A 16010-nucleotide genomic window follows, 5' to 3' on the forward strand; every position below is an offset into this window, starting at 1 on the left:
GGGGACACACGGACGGCCGGCCTCCGGGAGCGGAGACCGGCCGTGCGCGCGTACCGACCGCGGGTGCTACGACCAGGTGACGAGGCGGCGCGGGTGCTCCAGCACCGCCGCGATGTCGGCCAGGAAGCGGGAGCCGAGCTCGCCGTCGATGAGACGGTGGTCGAACGACAGCGCCAGGGTGGTGACCTGGCGGGGCTTCACCTTGCCCTTGTGGACCCACGGCTGGAGCTTGATCGCACCGACCGCGAGGATCGCGGACTCGCCGGGATTGATGATCGGCGTACCGGTGTCGACGCCGAAGACGCCGACGTTGGTGATGGTGATCGTGCCCTGCTGCATGTCCGCCGGGGAGGTCTTGCCGTCGCGGGCCGTGGCGACCAGCGAGGACAGGGACTCCGACAGCTCGCCGAGGGTCTTGGCGTGGGCGTCCTTGATGTTCGGGACGATCAGCCCCCGGGGGGTGGCCGCCGCGATGCCCAGGTTGACGTAGTGCTTGAGCACGATCTCTTGGGCCGCCTCGTCCCAGGACGCGTTGACGTCCGGGTTGCGGCGGATCGCCACCAGGACGGCCTTGGCGATGAGGAGCAGCGGGTTGACGCGCAGCCCCGCCAGGTCCGGATCGGCCTTGAGCTCCTGGACCAGCTTCATCGTGCGCGTCACGTCGAGCGTGATGAACTCGGTGACGTGCGGCGCGGTGAACGCCGAGCCGACCATGGCCTGGGCGGTGACCTTGCGGACGCCCTTGACCGGGATACGGGTCTCCCGCGCCCCCGGCGCCACCGCCACGGCGGCAGCCGGGACGGAGGCCCCGGCAACGGCCTGCACGACGGCCGGAGCCGTCGCCACGGCGGGCGCCACGGCCTGCGGGGCGATGGCCGCGGCGGCCGCCGCGTGGACGTCCTCCCGGGTCACGACCCCGCCGTCCCCGGTGGGCACCACGAAGGACAGGTCGATGCCGAGGTCCTTGGCGAGCTTGCGGACCGGCGGCTTGGCCAGGGGCCGTTCCACGGCGGCGTAGGCGCTGCCGCTGCCGTTCGACTGGGCCGGGACGGCCGCCGGAGCGGGGACCGGCGCCGCGGGGGCCGCCGTGCCGTTCTGCGCGGCCGTGGCCGCCGGGGCCTTGCGGGGACGGCGCTTGGTGGAGGCGGTGGAGACCCCGTACCCGACCAGCACGGGCTGGCGGGCCGCGGGGGCCGGCTCCTCGACGGCGGCGGGGGCCGCCGCGGCGGCGGCCGGGGCCGCCTCCTGGACCGGGGCCTGCGAGGCGGCGCCCGGGGCGGTCCGCACGGAGATGATCACCTGGCCGACGTCGACCGTGACGCCCTCCTCGAAGAGCAGGGCGTGCACGACACCGTCGAACGGGATCGGCAGCTCCACGGCGGCCTTGGCCGTCTCCACCTCGCAGACGACCTGGCCGTCGGTGACCGTGTCACCCGGCTGGACGTACCACTTGAGGATCTCGGCCTCGGTGAGGCCCTCGCCCACATCGGGCATCTTGAATTCGCGGATCGTCACAGGGCTCTCCTCAGTACGCCAGCGAGCGGTCGACGGCGTCGAGCACCCTGTCCAGGCCCGGCAGGTACTCGTCCTCCAGGCGGGCCGGCGGGTACGGCGCGTGGAAGCCGCCGACGCGCAGGACCGGCGCCTCCAGGTGGTAGAAGCACCGCTCCGTGATGCGGGCGGCGATCTCCGAGCCCACGCCGAGGAAGACCGGCGCCTCGTGGACGACCACGAGCCGGCGGGTCTTCTCCACCGACGCCTGGATGCCGTCGAAGTCCACCGGGGACATCGACCGCAGGTCCACGACCTCGACCGACTTGCCCTCCTCGGCGGCCGCCGCGGCGGCCTCCAGGCAGACCTTCACCATGGGACCGTAGGCCGCCAGGGTGATGTCCGAGCCCTCGCGGGCCACCCGGGAGGCGTGCAGCGCGTCCGGGATGGCCTCGACGTCGACCTCGCCCTTGTCCCAGTAGCGCCGCTTCGGCTCGAAGAAGATCACCGGGTCGTTGCTGAGGATCGCCTGCTGGAGCATCCAGTAGCCGTCCGAGGCGTTGCTCGGCGAGACCACCTTCAGGCCGGGGACGTGCGCGAACAGCGCCTCCGGGGACTCCGAGTGGTGCTCGACCGCGCCGATGCCGCCCGCGTACGGGATGCGGATGACGACCGGCATCTTGATCTTGCCCAGGGCGCGGGCGTGCATCTTCGCGAGCTGCGTGACGATCTGGTCGTACGCGGGGAACACGAAACCGTCGAACTGGATCTCCACGACGGGCCGGTAGCCGCGCAGCGCGAGCCCGATCGCCGTGCCGACGATGCCCGACTCGGCGAGCGGGGTGTCGATGACCCGCTCCTCGCCGAAGTCCTTCTGCAGTCCGTCGGTGATCCGGAAGACGCCGCCGAGCTTGCCGACGTCCTCTCCCATGATGAGGACCTTCGGGTCCGTCTCCAGGGCCTTGCGCAGCGACTCGTTGAGCGCCTTCGCGAGCGACATCTTCTCGATGGCCATGGCGGTCACTCCCCACCCTCGAAGGACGCGAGGTAGGCGGCGAACTGCGCGCGCTCCTCGTCGACGAGCGCGTGCCCGTCCGCGTAGACGTTCTCGAAGATCGCCATGGTGTCCGGGTCGGGCATGGCGCGCACGGCCTCGCGCACGCGCTTGCCCAGCGCCTCGCTCTCGGTCTCCAGCTCCGCGAAGAACGCCTCGTCGGCGCCGCCGGAGGCCAGCAGGTGGGTCCGCAGGCGCAGGATCGGGTCCTTCGCCTCCCAGGCCGCCGTCTCCTCGTCCCGCCGGTACTTCGTCGGGTCGTCGGAGGTCGTGTGCGCGCCCATCCGGTACGTGAACGCCTCGACCAGGGTCGGACCCTCGCCGCGGCGGGCACGGTCCAGGGCCCAGCGGGTCACGGCCAGACAGGCCAGCACGTCGTTGCCGTCGACGCGGACGCCCGGGAAGCCGAAGCCCTGGGCGCGCTGGTAGAGCGGTACGCGCATCTGGCGCTCGGTGGGCTCGGAGATCGCCCACTGGTTGTTCTGGCAGAAGAACACCACGGGGGAGTTGTAGACGGCCGAGAACGTGAACGCCTCGGCGACGTCGCCCTGGCTGGACGCGCCGTCGCCGAAGTAGGCGATGACGGCCGAGTCGGCGCCGTCCTTGGCCACGCCCATCGCGTAACCGGTCGCGTGCAGCGTCTGCGAGCCGATGACGATCGTGTACAGGTGGAAGTTGTTGATCGTCGGGTCCCAGCCGCCGTGGTTCACACCGCGGAACATGCCGAGCAGGTTGGTCGGGTCGACCCCCCGGCACCAGGCGACGCCGTGCTCCCGGTAGGTCGGGAAGACGTAGTCCTCGTCGTTCAGCGCCCGCGCGGAGCCGATCTGCGCGGCCTCCTGGCCCAGGAGCGAGGCCCACAGGCCCAGCTCGCCCTGGCGCTGGAGCGCGGTGGCCTCGCCGTCGAAGCGACGGGTGAGGACCATGTCGCGGTAGAGCCCGCGCAGGTCCTCGGTGGTGATGTCGGCGACGAAGGGCGCGAATTCCGCGAGTTCGGCGCTGTTCGAGGCGTCGACCCGGTCCCCTTCGGGCGTCAGCAGCTGTACGAGCTGGGGTACGGCGTCCTGCGTCTGTGCGGTGGCAGCGGCGGTCTTGCGGGCGCTTGCCGCGCCTGCCGCCCGCTTGGTGCCACTGCTGCGTCGCGGCTTGCGCGCGGCAGTGCTCTCCACGGTCACGTGTGCTCCTCCGTCGGTCCGGCACCCGGGTTCTCCGGGGTCCAGTGCGGCTCACCTGCATCCGGACCCGCGCACGGGGTGGGTGCGCGTCTGGTACGGGATTCAGGCGTGACAGGTGCCCCGGCGAGTGCCCTGCGCAATGCACGTTACCCAGTACGCCGCATATCTGCGAAACCCCGTTTGACCTGCGTTTTTGCTTGGATTACCAAGTAAATACGCGGAACCGGGAACACGTACTGGTCACAGCCTTGCAGGGGGCCGGAACAACGGCACGTTATCCCGGGTAACTCCGGCAGGGAAGGGGTGAGTGTGTGAAACTGACTTCGTGCGCGAAGACGGAAAAATCAAGGTATTCCTCCTGGACGACCACGAAGTGGTGCGTCGGGGTGTTCATGAGCTGTTGTCGGTCGAAGAGGACATCGAGATCGTCGGCGAAGCCGGTACGGCCGCCGACGCCCTGGTCCGCATCCCCGCCACCCGCCCTGACGTGGCCGTCCTCGACGTGCGCCTGCCGGACGGCAGCGGCGTGGAGGTGTGCCGCGAGGTGCGCTCGGCGAACGAGGACATCAAGTGCCTGATGCTGACCTCGTTCGCGGACGACGAGGCGCTGTTCGACGCGATCATGGCCGGCGCCTCGGGCTACGTCCTGAAGGCGATCCGCGGGAACGAGCTGCTCAGCGCCGTGCGTGACGTCGCGGCCGGCAAGTCCCTGCTCGACCCGGTGGCGACCGCCCGGGTGCTGGAGCGGCTGCGCGACGGCAAGAACGGCAAGGGCGACGACCGCCTCTCCCACCTCACCGACCAGGAGCGGAAGATCCTCGACCTGATCGGCGAGGGCCTCACGAACCGCGTCATCGGCGAACGGCTGCACCTGGCCGAGAAGACGATCAAGAACTACGTCTCCAGCCTCCTGTCGAAGCTGGGCATGGAGCGGCGCTCCCAGGCCGCCGCCTACGTCGCCCGCCTGCAGGCGGAGAAGCGCCGCTGACGCCGACAGGGCGCCGCCGACGGGTCGCCGCCGCGGGTCGCCGCCGGCCGAGAAACGGTTTCATTCGGGACCAACGTCCCCGATCATGAGGGCGGGATCCCCTTTCCCGGCACCGTGTCGGTACCGGACAGTGGACCGCATGTCCCCAGAGGAACTCCACGCCATCGAACTGCTGCGCCGGGTGCCGTACGGCCGGGTGGCCACCAGCATGCGCGCGCTGCCCTTCCTCGCGCTCGCCCGCCACATCGTGGTGGACGGCAAGGTCGTCCTGAGAATGCACTCGGGTTTCGGATACCACCAGGCGTGCAACGGCAGTGTGGTGGCCTATGGCGCGGACAACTTCAATTCGCGGGACCCGCGACTGTGGTCGGTCCAGTTCACCGGCACCGCGCAGATCGTCGAACCGGCCAACGCCGAACTGGAGCTGTTCGGCCCGGGTCCGCATTTCGTGGACGGCTCGCTCTTCGACCCGGTCTACATGCGGATCGAACCCCAGTTCGTCACCGTGCACTCCCTCGTGGGGAATCCCGACCGCGCGTATCAGCACGCGCTCTGACCTGCCCGGATTCCCGTCCGAGGGACAGCACGGAGTGCGGTGACGGAGAAGGGTCCGGCGGAAGATTCCGCCGGACCCTTGTCCGTCACTACTCCGTCTGGGTGTCCGGGGGCTCCGGGGACTTCGTCACCGGGGGCTCGGGGGACTTCGTCACCGGCGGCTCGGAGGACTTCGTCGCCGACGGCTTCGTGGAGGGCGTCGCGGACGGTGTCGCCGAGGGAGTCGCGGACGGCGTCGCGGACGGCGTCGGACTCTGCGTCCGCGGGCGGGTCGGCGTCGGCGACGACTGGTTGTACGTGGGGTTACTGGTCTCCGGCGTCGTGCGCGGCGGCGGGTTCTCCTCGGTCCCGGGCTGGCTCGGCTGGGTGCCGGGCGTGCTCTGGGACGTCTGGGGCCGGGGAGTCTCTTCCTTCTTCTTGCCGTCGCCCCCGATGTTGCTGACGGCGTACGCCACGCCGCCCGCGACCGCGATGATCGCGAGCACCGCGAAGAGCCACATCTTCCAGCGGCCGCCGTTGCCGCGGTCGTCGTACCCGTCGTAGCCGCCCTGGCCGCCCTGGCCGCCGCCGGGGAAGGCCGATCCGTCGTCCGGGTTGATCGGCGGCACCATCGGCTGCTGGAACTGCGAGGTCGTGGCGTGCGCCTGGTACTGCTGGTGCCCGCCGGAGCCACCCATGGACATGGCCGTCGTCGCGGCCGGGCCCCGGCCGTGCGGCAGGGCCATGGTCACCGGGCCGGTGTTCCAGGTGCCCGTGTTCGGTCCCTGCTCGTGGAGCATCCGGAGCGCGTACTGCGTCAGCCCGCGCATCTCCTCGGCGCTCTGGAACCGGTCGTCCGGATCCTTGGCGAGGGAACGCATGACGAGCCCGTCGAGCTCCTGCGGGATCGAGCCGCCCTCGGGCAGGTGCGAGGGCGGGATCGGTGCGTCCTGGACGTGCTGGTAGACCACCGACAGCGGGGTCTCACCGGTGAACGGGGGCCGCAGCGCGAGGAGTTCGTACAGCAGGCAGCCCGTCGCGTACAGGTCGGAGCGGTGGTCCACGGCCTTGCCGAGGGCCTGCTCGGGCGACAGGTACTGCGGGGTTCCCATGACCATGCCGGTCTGGGTCATCGTCGACTGCACGCCGTGCAGGGCGCGGGCGATGCCGAAGTCCATGACCTTGACCGCGCCGGTGTCGGTGATGATGACGTTCGCCGGCTTGATGTCGCGGTGCACGATGCCGTGCTGGTGCGAGTACGCGAGGGCTTCCAGGACGCCCGAGACGATGATGAGCGCCTGCTCGGGGCCCGGGGCCTCGGCGCTGAGCAGCAGCTCGCGGATGGTGCGGCCCTCGACCAGCTCCATCACGATGTACGGGACGGTGTTCGGACCGACCCGGTCCTCGCCCGAGTCGTACACGGCGACGACGGCGTGGTGGTTGAGCCCGGCGACGGACTGCGCCTCGCGCGTGAAGCGGGCCTTGGAGACCGGGTCCTCGGCGAGGTCCGCGCGCAGCAGCTTCACGGCCACGGTGCGGCCCAGGCGCACGTCCTCGGCGGCGAACACCTCGGCCATGCCGCCTCGGCCCAGGCGGTGGGTCAGCCGGTAACGGCCGTCTCCCACCAGGCCGCCGGCGCCCCAGTACTCAGGACCGTCGGCCATCCCGGCGCCGTTTCCCTCGGGTTCGGGTGCCATCAGTCCTCGCCGTCGTCTCTCTCGGCCGCCGCTCAGCGGGTGTCCTCTTCTTTGCTGTTCCGGTGAACGCTACAGCCTCGGAACCGCTCGCCGTTCGGACAAAGCCGCCCTGTGCCCGTGTGGTCACGGATCGGGTACCCGGCTTGACGTGTGCTTGCCCTCCGGCAGACTGGGCGCGACATGCGCTCAGCCAGACGCGTAGTGACACATCCCGAGGGGAAGCAACAGCCATGAGCCAGGACGGCACTCAGGGCCAGTACGCGGGCGGCTCTCTGGCCGGTGGCCGTTACCAGCTAAGGGACTTGCTGGGCGAAGGCGGCATGGCCTCCGTGTACCTGGCCTACGACTCGGCGCTCGACCGGCAGGTCGCCGTCAAGACCCTGCACAGTGACCTCGGCCGCGAGCAGTCGTTCCGCGAGCGCTTCCGCCGCGAGGCCCAGGCTGTAGCCAAACTGTCGCACACGAACATCGTCTCGGTATTCGATACCGGCGAAGGCGAACTGGGCGGCGCGGTGATGCCGTACATCGTCATGGAGTACGTGGAGGGCCGGCCGCTCGGCTCGGTGCTCGACGAGGACATCCGGCGGTACGGGGCGATGCCGGCGGACCGGGCGCTGAAGGTGACGGCCGACGTGCTGGCCGCGCTGGACACGAGCCACGAGATGGGCCTCGTCCACCGCGACATCAAGCCCGGCAACGTCATGGTGAACAAGCGCGGCGTGGTCAAGGTCATGGACTTCGGCATCGCGCGCGCCATGCAGTCGGGGGTCACCTCGATGACACAGACCGGCATGGTCGTCGGCACCCCCCAGTACCTCTCCCCCGAACAGGCGCTGGGGCGCGGCGTCGACGCCCGTTCCGACCTCTACTCGGTCGGCATCATGCTGTTCCAGCTGCTGACCGGGCGGATCCCCTTCGACGCGGACTCGCCGCTGGCCATCGCGTACGCGCACGTACAGGAGGAGCCGGTCGCCCCGTCCTCCATCAACCGCTCGGTGACCCCGGCGATGGACGCGCTGGTGGCGCGGGCGCTGAAGAAGAACCCGAACGAGCGCTTCCCCACCGCCGCCGCCATGGGCGACGAGGTCGCCCGGGTGCTGGCCTCCGGGCAGACCGGGGCCCCGGTGATCGTCCAGGGGGCGCCGACGGGCGGCAGCGGGGCGGGCGTCTCCTCCGCCGTGTTCCCGCCGGTGGACTCCGGTTTCCAGGCACCGCCGCAGCACTCGGTGCAGCAGCCGTACCAGCCGCAGCACACCCCGTCGCCGTACGCGCCGCATCCGACACCGGCACCGCAGGCGCACGCGCAGGGCGGCTATCCCGGTGCAGGCACCGGCTCCACTGGAGCGGCGTACGCCGCGCCCTTCTCAGCGCACACGCCCGCGCCCGCGACCGCGCCGCAGCAGTACGCGCCGCACACCCCGCCGCCGTACACGATCTCGCCCGCGGTGGGCGCGCAGGGCCACGGGGCGTCCGCCGGGGGCGGCGGGAAGCGGAACGCGCCCGTGGTCGTCGGCGCGGTCGCGGTGGCGCTGCTGGCCGTCGGCGGCCTGATCACGGCGATCGTGATGAGCGGCGGCGACAAGGACCCGGACGACAACGCCTCCCCGGGCACCTCGGCGTCGGCTCCCGCGCCGTCCAAGCCGGGGTTCAAGGACGCGGACGTCACGCGCACGATCGACGCGGCCAAGTGCAAGGAGCCGACGAAGCACTACAGCGAGGCGGGCAAGTACATCGCGCCGGACCTGAAGTACAAGAACCTGCTCTCGGTGAAGGCGTGCATCCAGGCTTCGGGCGGCAAGTACAAGATCGTGGAGAAGGACGAGGCGGTGTTCGGCAAGGACACCGTGCTCTCCCAGAACCCGAACGCCGGCGACAAGATCGACAAGGAGGGCACGGAGTACACGCTGACCGTGTCCACCGGCTACCCGGAGTAGCACGCGGGGGCGCGGGCTCCATGGCTCCATGGCACCTCCGCACCGCGGTGCCGCGGCACCGCGGAATCTGACACACCGGCATCCCGGACACCCCGATGGGGTGCCCGGGATGCCGCTTTTGCCCCACTATGTAAATCTGAGCGAGACACCTCGGTCGCTCGGGACGGGAGGGGCTCCCCGTGTTCAAAGGCTTCCACCCCCGACGCCGCGCCCGGATCCGTCCGACGCGCCTGCTGGCCTGCGCCGCGCTGGCGGCCGCCGCGCTCGCGACGGCCGCTCCGGCCGCCCACGCGCTCACCGCTCCCGCCCCCCTCGGCGCCCCCGCCGCCGCTGGGGCCACCGCCGCTGCGACCGCCGCCGTCGGGGCCACCGCCCTTGCGGCCGTCCCGGCCGGCGGGGGCCCGGGGGACGAGCCGCCGCACGAGCGCCCGGACCACGCGTACGGGGACCTGGCCGGGAGCGCCGCCGGGGCCGGCCGGGAGCGGCCGGGCAGGCCGGCGGCCGACCCCGTGAACCGGGAGGCCATGGTGGCCTCCCGCCCGTTGACCGTCCGGCCGCGCACCCGGCCCGCCGCCCCGCCGAAGCCCCCGCCGGCCCCCACCCCCCACGCCACCACCGCGCTCGGCACCGCACCGAACGAGCGGGCCGCCGACCTCGCCGCGCACCTGCTGCCGCTGGGCACCGGATGCGCCCTGATGGGCGTGGGCCTCGGCTATCTCGGGGCGCGGCTGCGCCGGGGGATCTAGAGCCCCGCGCGACCCGGTCGAGCCCGCCCTCCTCCTCAGGACGTACGACCGAGGATGGTTGCCGAGCGTGAACATACTGCGTATACATACTCGGTATGTCGATCCGCCACGGCCTGCTCGCCCTGCTGGAACGGGGTCCTCGGTACGGCTCACAGCTGCGCACCGAGTTCGAATCCCGCACCGGCTCCACCTGGCCCCTGAACGTCGGGCAGGTGTACACCACGCTCGCCCGCCTCGAACGCGACGGCCTCGTCGCCCCCGGCGGAGAGGACGCCGCCGGGCACACCCTCTACGTCATCACCGACACCGGGAGCGCGGAGCTGCGCCAGTGGTACGAGCGACCGGTCGACCGGGCCAACCCGCCCCGTGACGAACTGTCCATCAAGCTCGCCATGGCCGTCGGCTCGCCCGGCGTGGACATCCGCGCCGTCATCCAGTCCCAGCGGCACGCCACGATCGGGGCGATGCAGGACTACACCCGGCTCAAGGCACAGGCACTCACCGCCATCGAGAGCGGGGACGCCCACGAACGCGACGACGTGGCCTGGCTCCTCGTCGTGGAACAGCTGATCTTCCAGACCGAGGCCGAGGCCCGCTGGCTCGACCACTGCGAGGCCCGGCTCGTCCGGCTCTCCCTGTCGGCCGACCGGAGAGCCGCCGCACCCCGGCCGTCCCAGGCCGACGGGCCCGTGGACCCGCCGACGGCCGCGGCCGCGCCGGGCCCCGCCCGTACCGACCCGACCACCACCCCGCCCAACAGCGCCCGCGCGCGGCGGGGCTGATCCACCGTCCCAGGGGGACCCCACTCATGCCTGACCAGCGCCCGTCCCAGTCGCCCGTACTCCAGTTGGACCAACTGGTCCGCACCCACGGCAGCGGCGCCACCGAAGTGCACGCCCTGCGCGGCATCAACCTCTCCGTCTTCCCCGGCGAACTCGTCGCCGTCATGGGCCCGTCCGGCTCCGGCAAGTCCACGCTGCTCACGCTGGCCGGCGGGCTCGACACCCCGACCAGCGGCCGGGTGATCGTCGAAGGCACCGACATCACCGCCGTCGGCCGCAAGCAGCTCGCGGCCATGCGCCGCCGCAGCATCGGGTACGTCTTCCAGGACTACAACCTCATACCCGCCCTCACCGCGGCCGAGAACGTCGCCCTGCCCCGGGAGCTCGACGGCGTCTCCGCCCGCAAGGCCCGCGTCTCCGCGCTCGCCGCCCTGGAGGAGATGGGCCTGCGTCAGCTCGCCGACCGCTTCCCCGACGAGATGTCCGGCGGCCAGCAGCAGCGCGTGGCCATCGCCCGCGCCCTGGTCGGCGACCGCCGCCTCGTCCTCGCCGACGAACCCACCGGCGCCCTCGACTCCGAGACCGGCGAGTCCGTCCTGGCCCTGCTGCGCTCCCGCTGCGACGCGGGAGCGGCCGGCGTCCTCGTCACCCACGAACCGCGGTTCGCCGCCTGGGCCGACCGCGTGGTCTTCCTGCGCGACGGCAGCGTGGTCGACGAGACCCTGCGCAGCCACGCCGACTCCCTCCTCTCGGGGCGGGCGGCCGGCCAGTGATCTCCTGGTACCACTCCTGGATCGCCGCGATCCGGATCGCCCGCCGCGACGCCTGGCGCGCCAAGGGCCGCAGTGCCCTCGTCCTCGCCATGATCGCGCTCCCCATCGTGGGCGTGAGCGCCGCCGACCTGACGTTGCGCAGCGGTGAGCTCTCCGCCGAGCAGTCCCTGGACCGGAAGATCGGCGCCGCCGACGCCCGGCTGTCCGACTCGCACTTCGGACCCGTCTACCAGAACCCCGCGGGCGACACCTCCGCACCCGTCGGCGGCTACGAGAACTACGACCCGACGCGGTCCCGGCCGAAGGAAGGCGGGCCGGACCCGGTGCTCGCCGCGCTCCCGGCCGGCGCCGAGGCCGTCAAGGACAGCAGCGGGCACGCCAAGGTGCGCACCCGGCACGGGCTCCTCGACACCGAGCTGCGCGAACTCGACGCGCACAGCCCGCTGACGGCCGGCATGCTCACGCTGGACCGCGGCCGGCTCCCGAAGGCCGCGGGCGAGGTCATCGCGACCAACGCCTTCCTGGAGGAGTCGGGACTGTTCGTCGGCTCCTCGGTGCTGCCCCGCGGCGCGAAGTCCGCGTACCGGATCGTCGGCGCGTACGAGCTGCCCTCCGAGCTGATGAAACCCGAGATCACCGCCCCGCCCGGGACCCTGTTCGCCCCGCTCGACGAGGCCCTGCGGGCCGCCGGGAGCCCGGACGTGCGGACCGAGGACAGCTACCTGGTCAAGACCGGCGGCGGCGATGGTTTCACGTGGAACATGGTCAAGGCGGCCAACGCCCACGGTGCGGTCGTCATCTCCCGTGCCGTCACCCTCGACCCGCCCGCCGACTCCGACGTACCGCTCTACCAGCAGCAGTCCAAGGACCCGTACGGGCTCAACCGCTCGAACACCACCGAGATGGCGGTGCTGGCGACCGTCGTCGGTCTCGCCATGCTGGAGATCTGCCTGCTGGCCGGACCCGCCTTCGCCGTGGGCGCCCGCCGCTCGCGCCGCCAGCTCGGCCTCGTGGGCGCCAACGGCGGCGACCGCCGCCACATCCGCGCCATCGTGCTCTCCGGCGGCCTGGTCATCGGCGCCGCGGCCGCCGTCATCGGCACCGCCCTCGGTGTGGCGCTGACCATCGGGCTGCGGCCCGTACTGGAGGAGCAGCTCGGCCTCCGCTTCGGCGGATTCGACGTCCGCCCGCTGGAGCTGGCTGCCATCGCCCTGCTCGCCGTGGTGACCGGACTCCTCGCCGCGATCGTCCCGGCCGTCACGGCCTCGCGGCAGACCGTTCTCGCCTCCCTGACGGGCCGCCGCGGGATCCGCCGGGCCAACCGCGTCCTGCCCTTCATCGGCGTGATCGCCATCGCGGGCGGCGCCGGGATCGCCCTCTACGGCAGTACCTCCCGGATGGGCTCCGCCGTCGTCGCGGGCGGCAGCGCCATCGCCGAACTCGGCATCGTCGCCCTCACCCCCACCCTGGTCGGCCTGTTCGGGCGGCTCGGCCGCTGGCTCCCGCTGTCGCCGCGGCTCGCGCTCCGCGACGCCGTCCGCAACCGGGGGCGCACGGCCCCGGCCGTGGCCGCCGTACTGGCCGCCGTCGCCGGCACCGTCGCGGTGGCGACGTACGAGCACAGCCGGGACCTCCAGATGCGGCACGAGTACGTCGCCGGCCTCCCGCACGGCGTCGGGGTCCTCAACGCCGACAGCAGCGCCTACAAGGAGATGCCGGCCCTGCGCGAGGCCGCCTCCCGGCACCTCCCGGTGGCCACGCGCGCGGACGTCGACCGGATCGTCGTCGGCAAGCCGGGCTGCGAGTCTTACTCGTCCGACCCGACGTGCGGCCGGGCCGAGGTCCTCACGCCCAAGGACCAGCGCTGCCCGCTGTACGAGGCCGAGAACGGCCCCGACTCGTTCTCCCCCGAGGAGGCCAAGAAGCTGCGCACGGACTGGCGCTGCGCGGACTCCTCGCGCATCAGCGGCAGCCAGGGCCCGTCCAGCCCGTACGGCACGGTCGTCGCCGACGAGACGCTGCTGCGCGTCCTCGCCGTCACCGACCCCGGCAGTGTCTCCGCCCTCGCGGCGGGCCGGCCGGTCGCCTTCGACAAGCGCATCGTCAAGGACGGCAAGGTGACCATCCGGGTCGTCACCGACATGGCGGCCGCCGAAGGCGCCTCCATGCGGCGGGAGGACCCGCCCGGCCAGGACAAGGTCTTCGCCGTCCACCAGGCCCCCGACACCGCCAACTCCTGGGGCAGTCAGCTGATCCTGCCGCCCTCGGCCGCGAAGGCCGCCGGACTGGCCACCGCCCCGTCCGGCAGCTACTTCACCCTCGACGGGACGGCCACCGGCAAGCAGCGGCAGGCCCTGGACGGCGAGATCGACCGGATGGGCGTGGACGCGGACGTCACCATCGAGGCCGGCTACCAGAGCCCCGACAACATGGCCCTGCTCGTCCTCACCGTCTTCGCCGGCCTCGTCACCATCGGCGCCGCCGGTATCGCCACCGGCCTCGCCCAGGCCGACGCCGAGGGCGACCTGAAGACCCTGGCGGCGGTGGGCGCCGCCCCGCGGGTCCGGCGCACGCTCAGCGGCTTCCAGTGCGGGGTGGTCGCCCTGATGGGCGTCGTCCTGGGCTCGGCGGCCGGCCTGCTGCCCGCCGTGGGGCTGCGCTTCGCCCAGCGGCGGGAGATGGAGGAGCTCTACGCCAAGAGCCGCGAGATGGGCTACTCGGTGACCGAGGGCCTGCCGTACGTCCCGGTCTCCGTGCCGTGGGAGACCCTCGGCGGACTGCTGATCGTGGTCCCGCTGGGCGCGGCACTGCTGGCGGCACTGGTCACCCGCTCGAGCGGGGCACTGGCACGGCGAGCTGCCGGATAGCCACACCGAGTCACGCAGGTGCCCCCGTACAGGGTGGATCACGCCCGTACGGGGGCACACCGTGTGAGTACGAAGGTGTGCGAGAGAATGACGGCATGGAGATGCCGAGGAGTGAACGGTCGCAGGACAGCCCCCCGCACGTCCTGATCGTGGGACAGGACGGGATGGCGGTCGGCGGCGCCGATGACGAGTCGCGCGAGGTCCCGGTGACGGAGATGGTCGAACAGCCCGCCAAGGTCATGCGGATCGGAAGCATGATCAAGCAACTCCTGGAAGAGGTACGTGCCGCGCCTCTCGACGAGGCGAGCCGGGTCCGGCTCAAGGACATCCACGCCGCGTCGGTGAAGGAACTGGAGGACGGCCTGGCCCCCGAACTCGTGGAGGAACTGGAGCGCCTGTCGCTCCCGTTCACCGAGGAGGCCATCCCCTCCGAAGCGGAGCTGCGCATCGCGCAGGCCCAGCTCGTGGGCTGGCTCGAAGGGCTCTTCCACGGCATCCAGACGGCCCTGTTCGCGCAGCAGATGGCGGCGCGGGCCCAGCTGGAACAGATGCGCCGCGCGCTCCCGCCCGGTGCCTCCCACGAGGACGACGAGGACGGCGGCCACGGCGCCGTCCGCTCCGGCCCCTACCTGTAACCCCCGGCGGCCGACGGACCCCTCCGCCGGCCGCCCACGCCCCAGGGCCCGGTGCCGCACCCCCACCGGGCCCACCCCAGCCCCACCGGCGATCGAGACCCACCACCCAGCCCCGCCGGCGACTGAGGCCCACCACCCAGCCCCGCCGGCGACTGAGGCCCACCACCCAGCCCCGCCGGCGACTGAGGCGCGGGTCCGGGCGGAGCCCGGAGGGGAGGGGTAAGCCGCGGGTAAGGGCGGGTCCCCGGCGGGGACATGGGCCGCGCATACTCTGACGCATGAGCTACGACGCGATCGTCCTCGCGGGCGGCGCCGCACGACGGCTCGGCGGGGCCGACAAGCCCGCGCTGAGCGTCGGCGGCCGCGCCCTCCTCGACCGCGTCCTCGACGCCTGCCCCGACGCCGGCACCACGGTCGTGGTCGGCGGGCGCCGGCCCACCGCCCGGCCGGTCCGCTGGGCCCGCGAGGAACCGGCCGGCGGCGGCCCCGTGGCCGCGCTGGACGCCGGGTTGCGGGGGGCCACCGCCGAGCGGGTGCTCGTCCTCTCCGCGGACCTGCCGTTCCTGGACCGGGCGACCGTCCGGTCCCTGCTGGCCGCCACCGACGCGCCCGAGACCACCGCGGCCCCCGGCCCTGCCCTGGACGGCGCGCTGCTGCGCGACCCGGACGGCCGGGACCAGCCGCTCGTCGCCGTCTACAGGACGGCCCCGCTCCGCCGCGAGCTGGCCCGCCTCGCCACCGGGCGGGACGGCCTCACCGGGCTCCCGCTGCGCTCGCTCACCGCCGCGCTGGACCTCGCCCGGGTCGACGCGGGGCCACTCGCCTCCTTCGACTGCGACACCTGGGACGATCTCGCCCTCGCCCGCGCCCGGATCAGGGAGCATGGAACCGTGCTGGAGCAATGGATCACCGCCGTCAAGAACGAGCTGGGCATCGACCTCCCCGTCGACACCGCAGCCCTGCTCGACCTCGCCCGTGACGCCGCCCACGGCGTCGCCCGTCCCGCCGCCCCGCTGACCACCTTCCTGGTCGGCTACGCGGCGGCCCGGGCCGAAGCCACCGGCGCCGACCCCGTCGAAGCCGTCGCCGAAGCCACCCGCAAGGCCGCCGACCTGGCCCTGCGCTGGGCCGCGGAGGCCGAGACCGAGGCCACCACCGAGGGCAAGGCCGCCACCGCCAACGACCCCGCCGCCAACGACCCCGCCGCCGACCCCCGACAGAACGGCTCCGGATGACCCCCACCGACGCCGACCACGCCCTGGACGGGACCCCGGCGGAGACGGCCGCGGCGGCCGCCGCGGCCGCCGGCTCCACCGCGCGCGACCACGAAGAGG

Annotated in this window: 13 protein-coding genes; 9 read left to right on the forward strand and 4 right to left on the reverse strand. The window is 72.7% G+C overall.

The window, feature by feature from the left end; genetic code table 11:
* Window positions 1-66: 66 nt before the first annotated feature.
* Genes ABT106_RS08190 through pdhA form a run of 3 tightly spaced genes read right to left on the reverse strand, consistent with a single transcriptional unit; the run spans window position 67 to window position 3720 of the window.
* Window positions 67-1494, reverse strand: a complete 1428-nt coding sequence (locus ABT106_RS08190; RefSeq protein ID WP_351274082.1) for a dihydrolipoamide acetyltransferase family protein — start codon at window positions 1492-1494, stop codon at window positions 67-69.
* A gap of 31 nt (window positions 1495-1525) precedes the next feature.
* Window positions 1526-2506 carry an alpha-ketoacid dehydrogenase subunit beta gene (locus tag ABT106_RS08195; protein WP_351274039.1) on the reverse strand — a complete coding sequence of 327 codons (981 nt, stop codon included), beginning with the start codon at window positions 2504-2506 and terminating at the stop codon, window positions 1526-1528.
* A 5-nt stretch (window positions 2507-2511) separates the two neighbouring features.
* On the reverse strand, window positions 2512-3720 hold the full coding sequence (pdhA, locus tag ABT106_RS08200; protein WP_351274042.1) for a pyruvate dehydrogenase (acetyl-transferring) E1 component subunit alpha: 1209 nt from the start codon (window positions 3718-3720) through the stop codon (window positions 2512-2514).
* Between the two features lie 325 nt (window positions 3721-4045).
* Here pdhA and ABT106_RS08205 point away from each other — a divergent pair, with 325 nt between their 5' ends.
* Together ABT106_RS08205 and ABT106_RS08210 are read left to right on the forward strand one after the other, a co-directional pair.
* Complete coding sequence (locus ABT106_RS08205) at window positions 4046-4708, forward strand: response regulator (protein ID WP_351274045.1); 663 nt, start codon at window positions 4046-4048, stop codon at window positions 4706-4708.
* 139 nt (window positions 4709-4847) lie between these two features.
* On the forward strand, window positions 4848-5264 hold the full coding sequence (locus ABT106_RS08210; RefSeq protein WP_351274047.1) for a pyridoxamine 5'-phosphate oxidase family protein: 417 nt from the start codon (window positions 4848-4850) through the stop codon (window positions 5262-5264).
* A gap of 88 nt (window positions 5265-5352) precedes the next feature.
* Here the strand turns inward: ABT106_RS08210 and ABT106_RS08215 are convergent, their stop codons facing one another.
* Complete coding sequence (locus ABT106_RS08215; RefSeq protein WP_351274050.1) at window positions 5353-6939, reverse strand: protein kinase domain-containing protein; 1587 nt, start codon at window positions 6937-6939, stop codon at window positions 5353-5355.
* A 230-nt stretch (window positions 6940-7169) separates the two neighbouring features.
* On the opposite strand from ABT106_RS08215, the gene ABT106_RS08220 reads away from it, so the two are divergent.
* The 7 genes from ABT106_RS08220 (at window position 7170) to ABT106_RS08250 (ending at window position 15911) form a co-directional block, all read left to right on the forward strand.
* Window positions 7170-8873, forward strand: coding sequence for a protein kinase domain-containing protein (locus ABT106_RS08220; RefSeq protein ID WP_351274052.1), 1704 nt, complete (start codon window positions 7170-7172; stop codon window positions 8871-8873).
* A gap of 179 nt (window positions 8874-9052) precedes the next feature.
* The gene (locus ABT106_RS08225) at window positions 9053-9619 is read left to right on the forward strand and encodes a hypothetical protein (protein WP_351274055.1); all 567 of its coding nucleotides are present in this window, start codon (window positions 9053-9055) and stop codon (window positions 9617-9619) included.
* Window positions 9620-9714: 95 nt separating this feature from the next.
* Complete coding sequence (locus ABT106_RS08230) at window positions 9715-10401, forward strand: PadR family transcriptional regulator (RefSeq protein ID WP_351274058.1); 687 nt, start codon at window positions 9715-9717, stop codon at window positions 10399-10401.
* A 26-nt stretch (window positions 10402-10427) separates the two neighbouring features.
* Window positions 10428-11174 (forward strand): ABC transporter ATP-binding protein, encoded by a 747-nt coding sequence (locus ABT106_RS08235; RefSeq protein ID WP_351274061.1) that lies wholly within the window; start codon window positions 10428-10430, stop codon window positions 11172-11174.
* Complete coding sequence (locus ABT106_RS08240; protein ID WP_351274063.1) at window positions 11171-14041, forward strand: FtsX-like permease family protein; 2871 nt, start codon at window positions 11171-11173, stop codon at window positions 14039-14041. Before ABT106_RS08235 ends, ABT106_RS08240 begins: the two co-directional genes overlap by 4 nt.
* A gap of 95 nt (window positions 14042-14136) precedes the next feature.
* Window positions 14137-14676 (forward strand): bacterial proteasome activator family protein, encoded by a 540-nt coding sequence (locus tag ABT106_RS08245; RefSeq protein WP_351274066.1) that lies wholly within the window; start codon window positions 14137-14139, stop codon window positions 14674-14676.
* Window positions 14677-14954: 278 nt separating this feature from the next.
* Window positions 14955-15911, forward strand: a complete 957-nt coding sequence (locus ABT106_RS08250; RefSeq protein ID WP_351274068.1) for an NTP transferase domain-containing protein — start codon at window positions 14955-14957, stop codon at window positions 15909-15911.
* Window positions 15912-16010: the final 99 nt, after the last annotated feature.

Origin of the sequence: Streptomyces sp. NPDC002044, assembly GCF_040296725.1 — a bacterium.
Lineage (GTDB): Bacteria > Actinomycetota > Actinomycetes > Streptomycetales > Streptomycetaceae > Streptomyces > Streptomyces antarcticus.

What these genes read in the sequence shown, in the direction of transcription:
- ABT106_RS08250 (WP_351274068.1), top strand. Translation starts at nt 14,955, where the DNA reads ATGAGCTACGACGCGATCGTCCTCGCGGGCGGCGCCGCACGACGGCTC.
- ABT106_RS08195 (WP_351274039.1), bottom strand. Translation starts at nt 2,506, where the DNA reads ATGGCCATCGAGAAGATGTCGCTCGCGAAGGCGCTCAACGAGTCGCTG.
- ABT106_RS08230 (WP_351274058.1), top strand. Translation starts at nt 9,715, where the DNA reads ATGTCGATCCGCCACGGCCTGCTCGCCCTGCTGGAACGGGGTCCTCGG.
- ABT106_RS08190 (WP_351274082.1), bottom strand. Translation starts at nt 1,494, where the DNA reads ATGCCCGATGTGGGCGAGGGCCTCACCGAGGCCGAGATCCTCAAGTGG.
- ABT106_RS08210 (WP_351274047.1), top strand. Translation starts at nt 4,848, where the DNA reads ATGTCCCCAGAGGAACTCCACGCCATCGAACTGCTGCGCCGGGTGCCG.
- ABT106_RS08235 (WP_351274061.1), top strand. Translation starts at nt 10,428, where the DNA reads ATGCCTGACCAGCGCCCGTCCCAGTCGCCCGTACTCCAGTTGGACCAA.
- ABT106_RS08220 (WP_351274052.1), top strand. Translation starts at nt 7,170, where the DNA reads ATGAGCCAGGACGGCACTCAGGGCCAGTACGCGGGCGGCTCTCTGGCC.
- ABT106_RS08215 (WP_351274050.1), bottom strand. Translation starts at nt 6,939, where the DNA reads ATGGCACCCGAACCCGAGGGAAACGGCGCCGGGATGGCCGACGGTCCT.
- ABT106_RS08245 (WP_351274066.1), top strand. Translation starts at nt 14,137, where the DNA reads ATGGAGATGCCGAGGAGTGAACGGTCGCAGGACAGCCCCCCGCACGTC.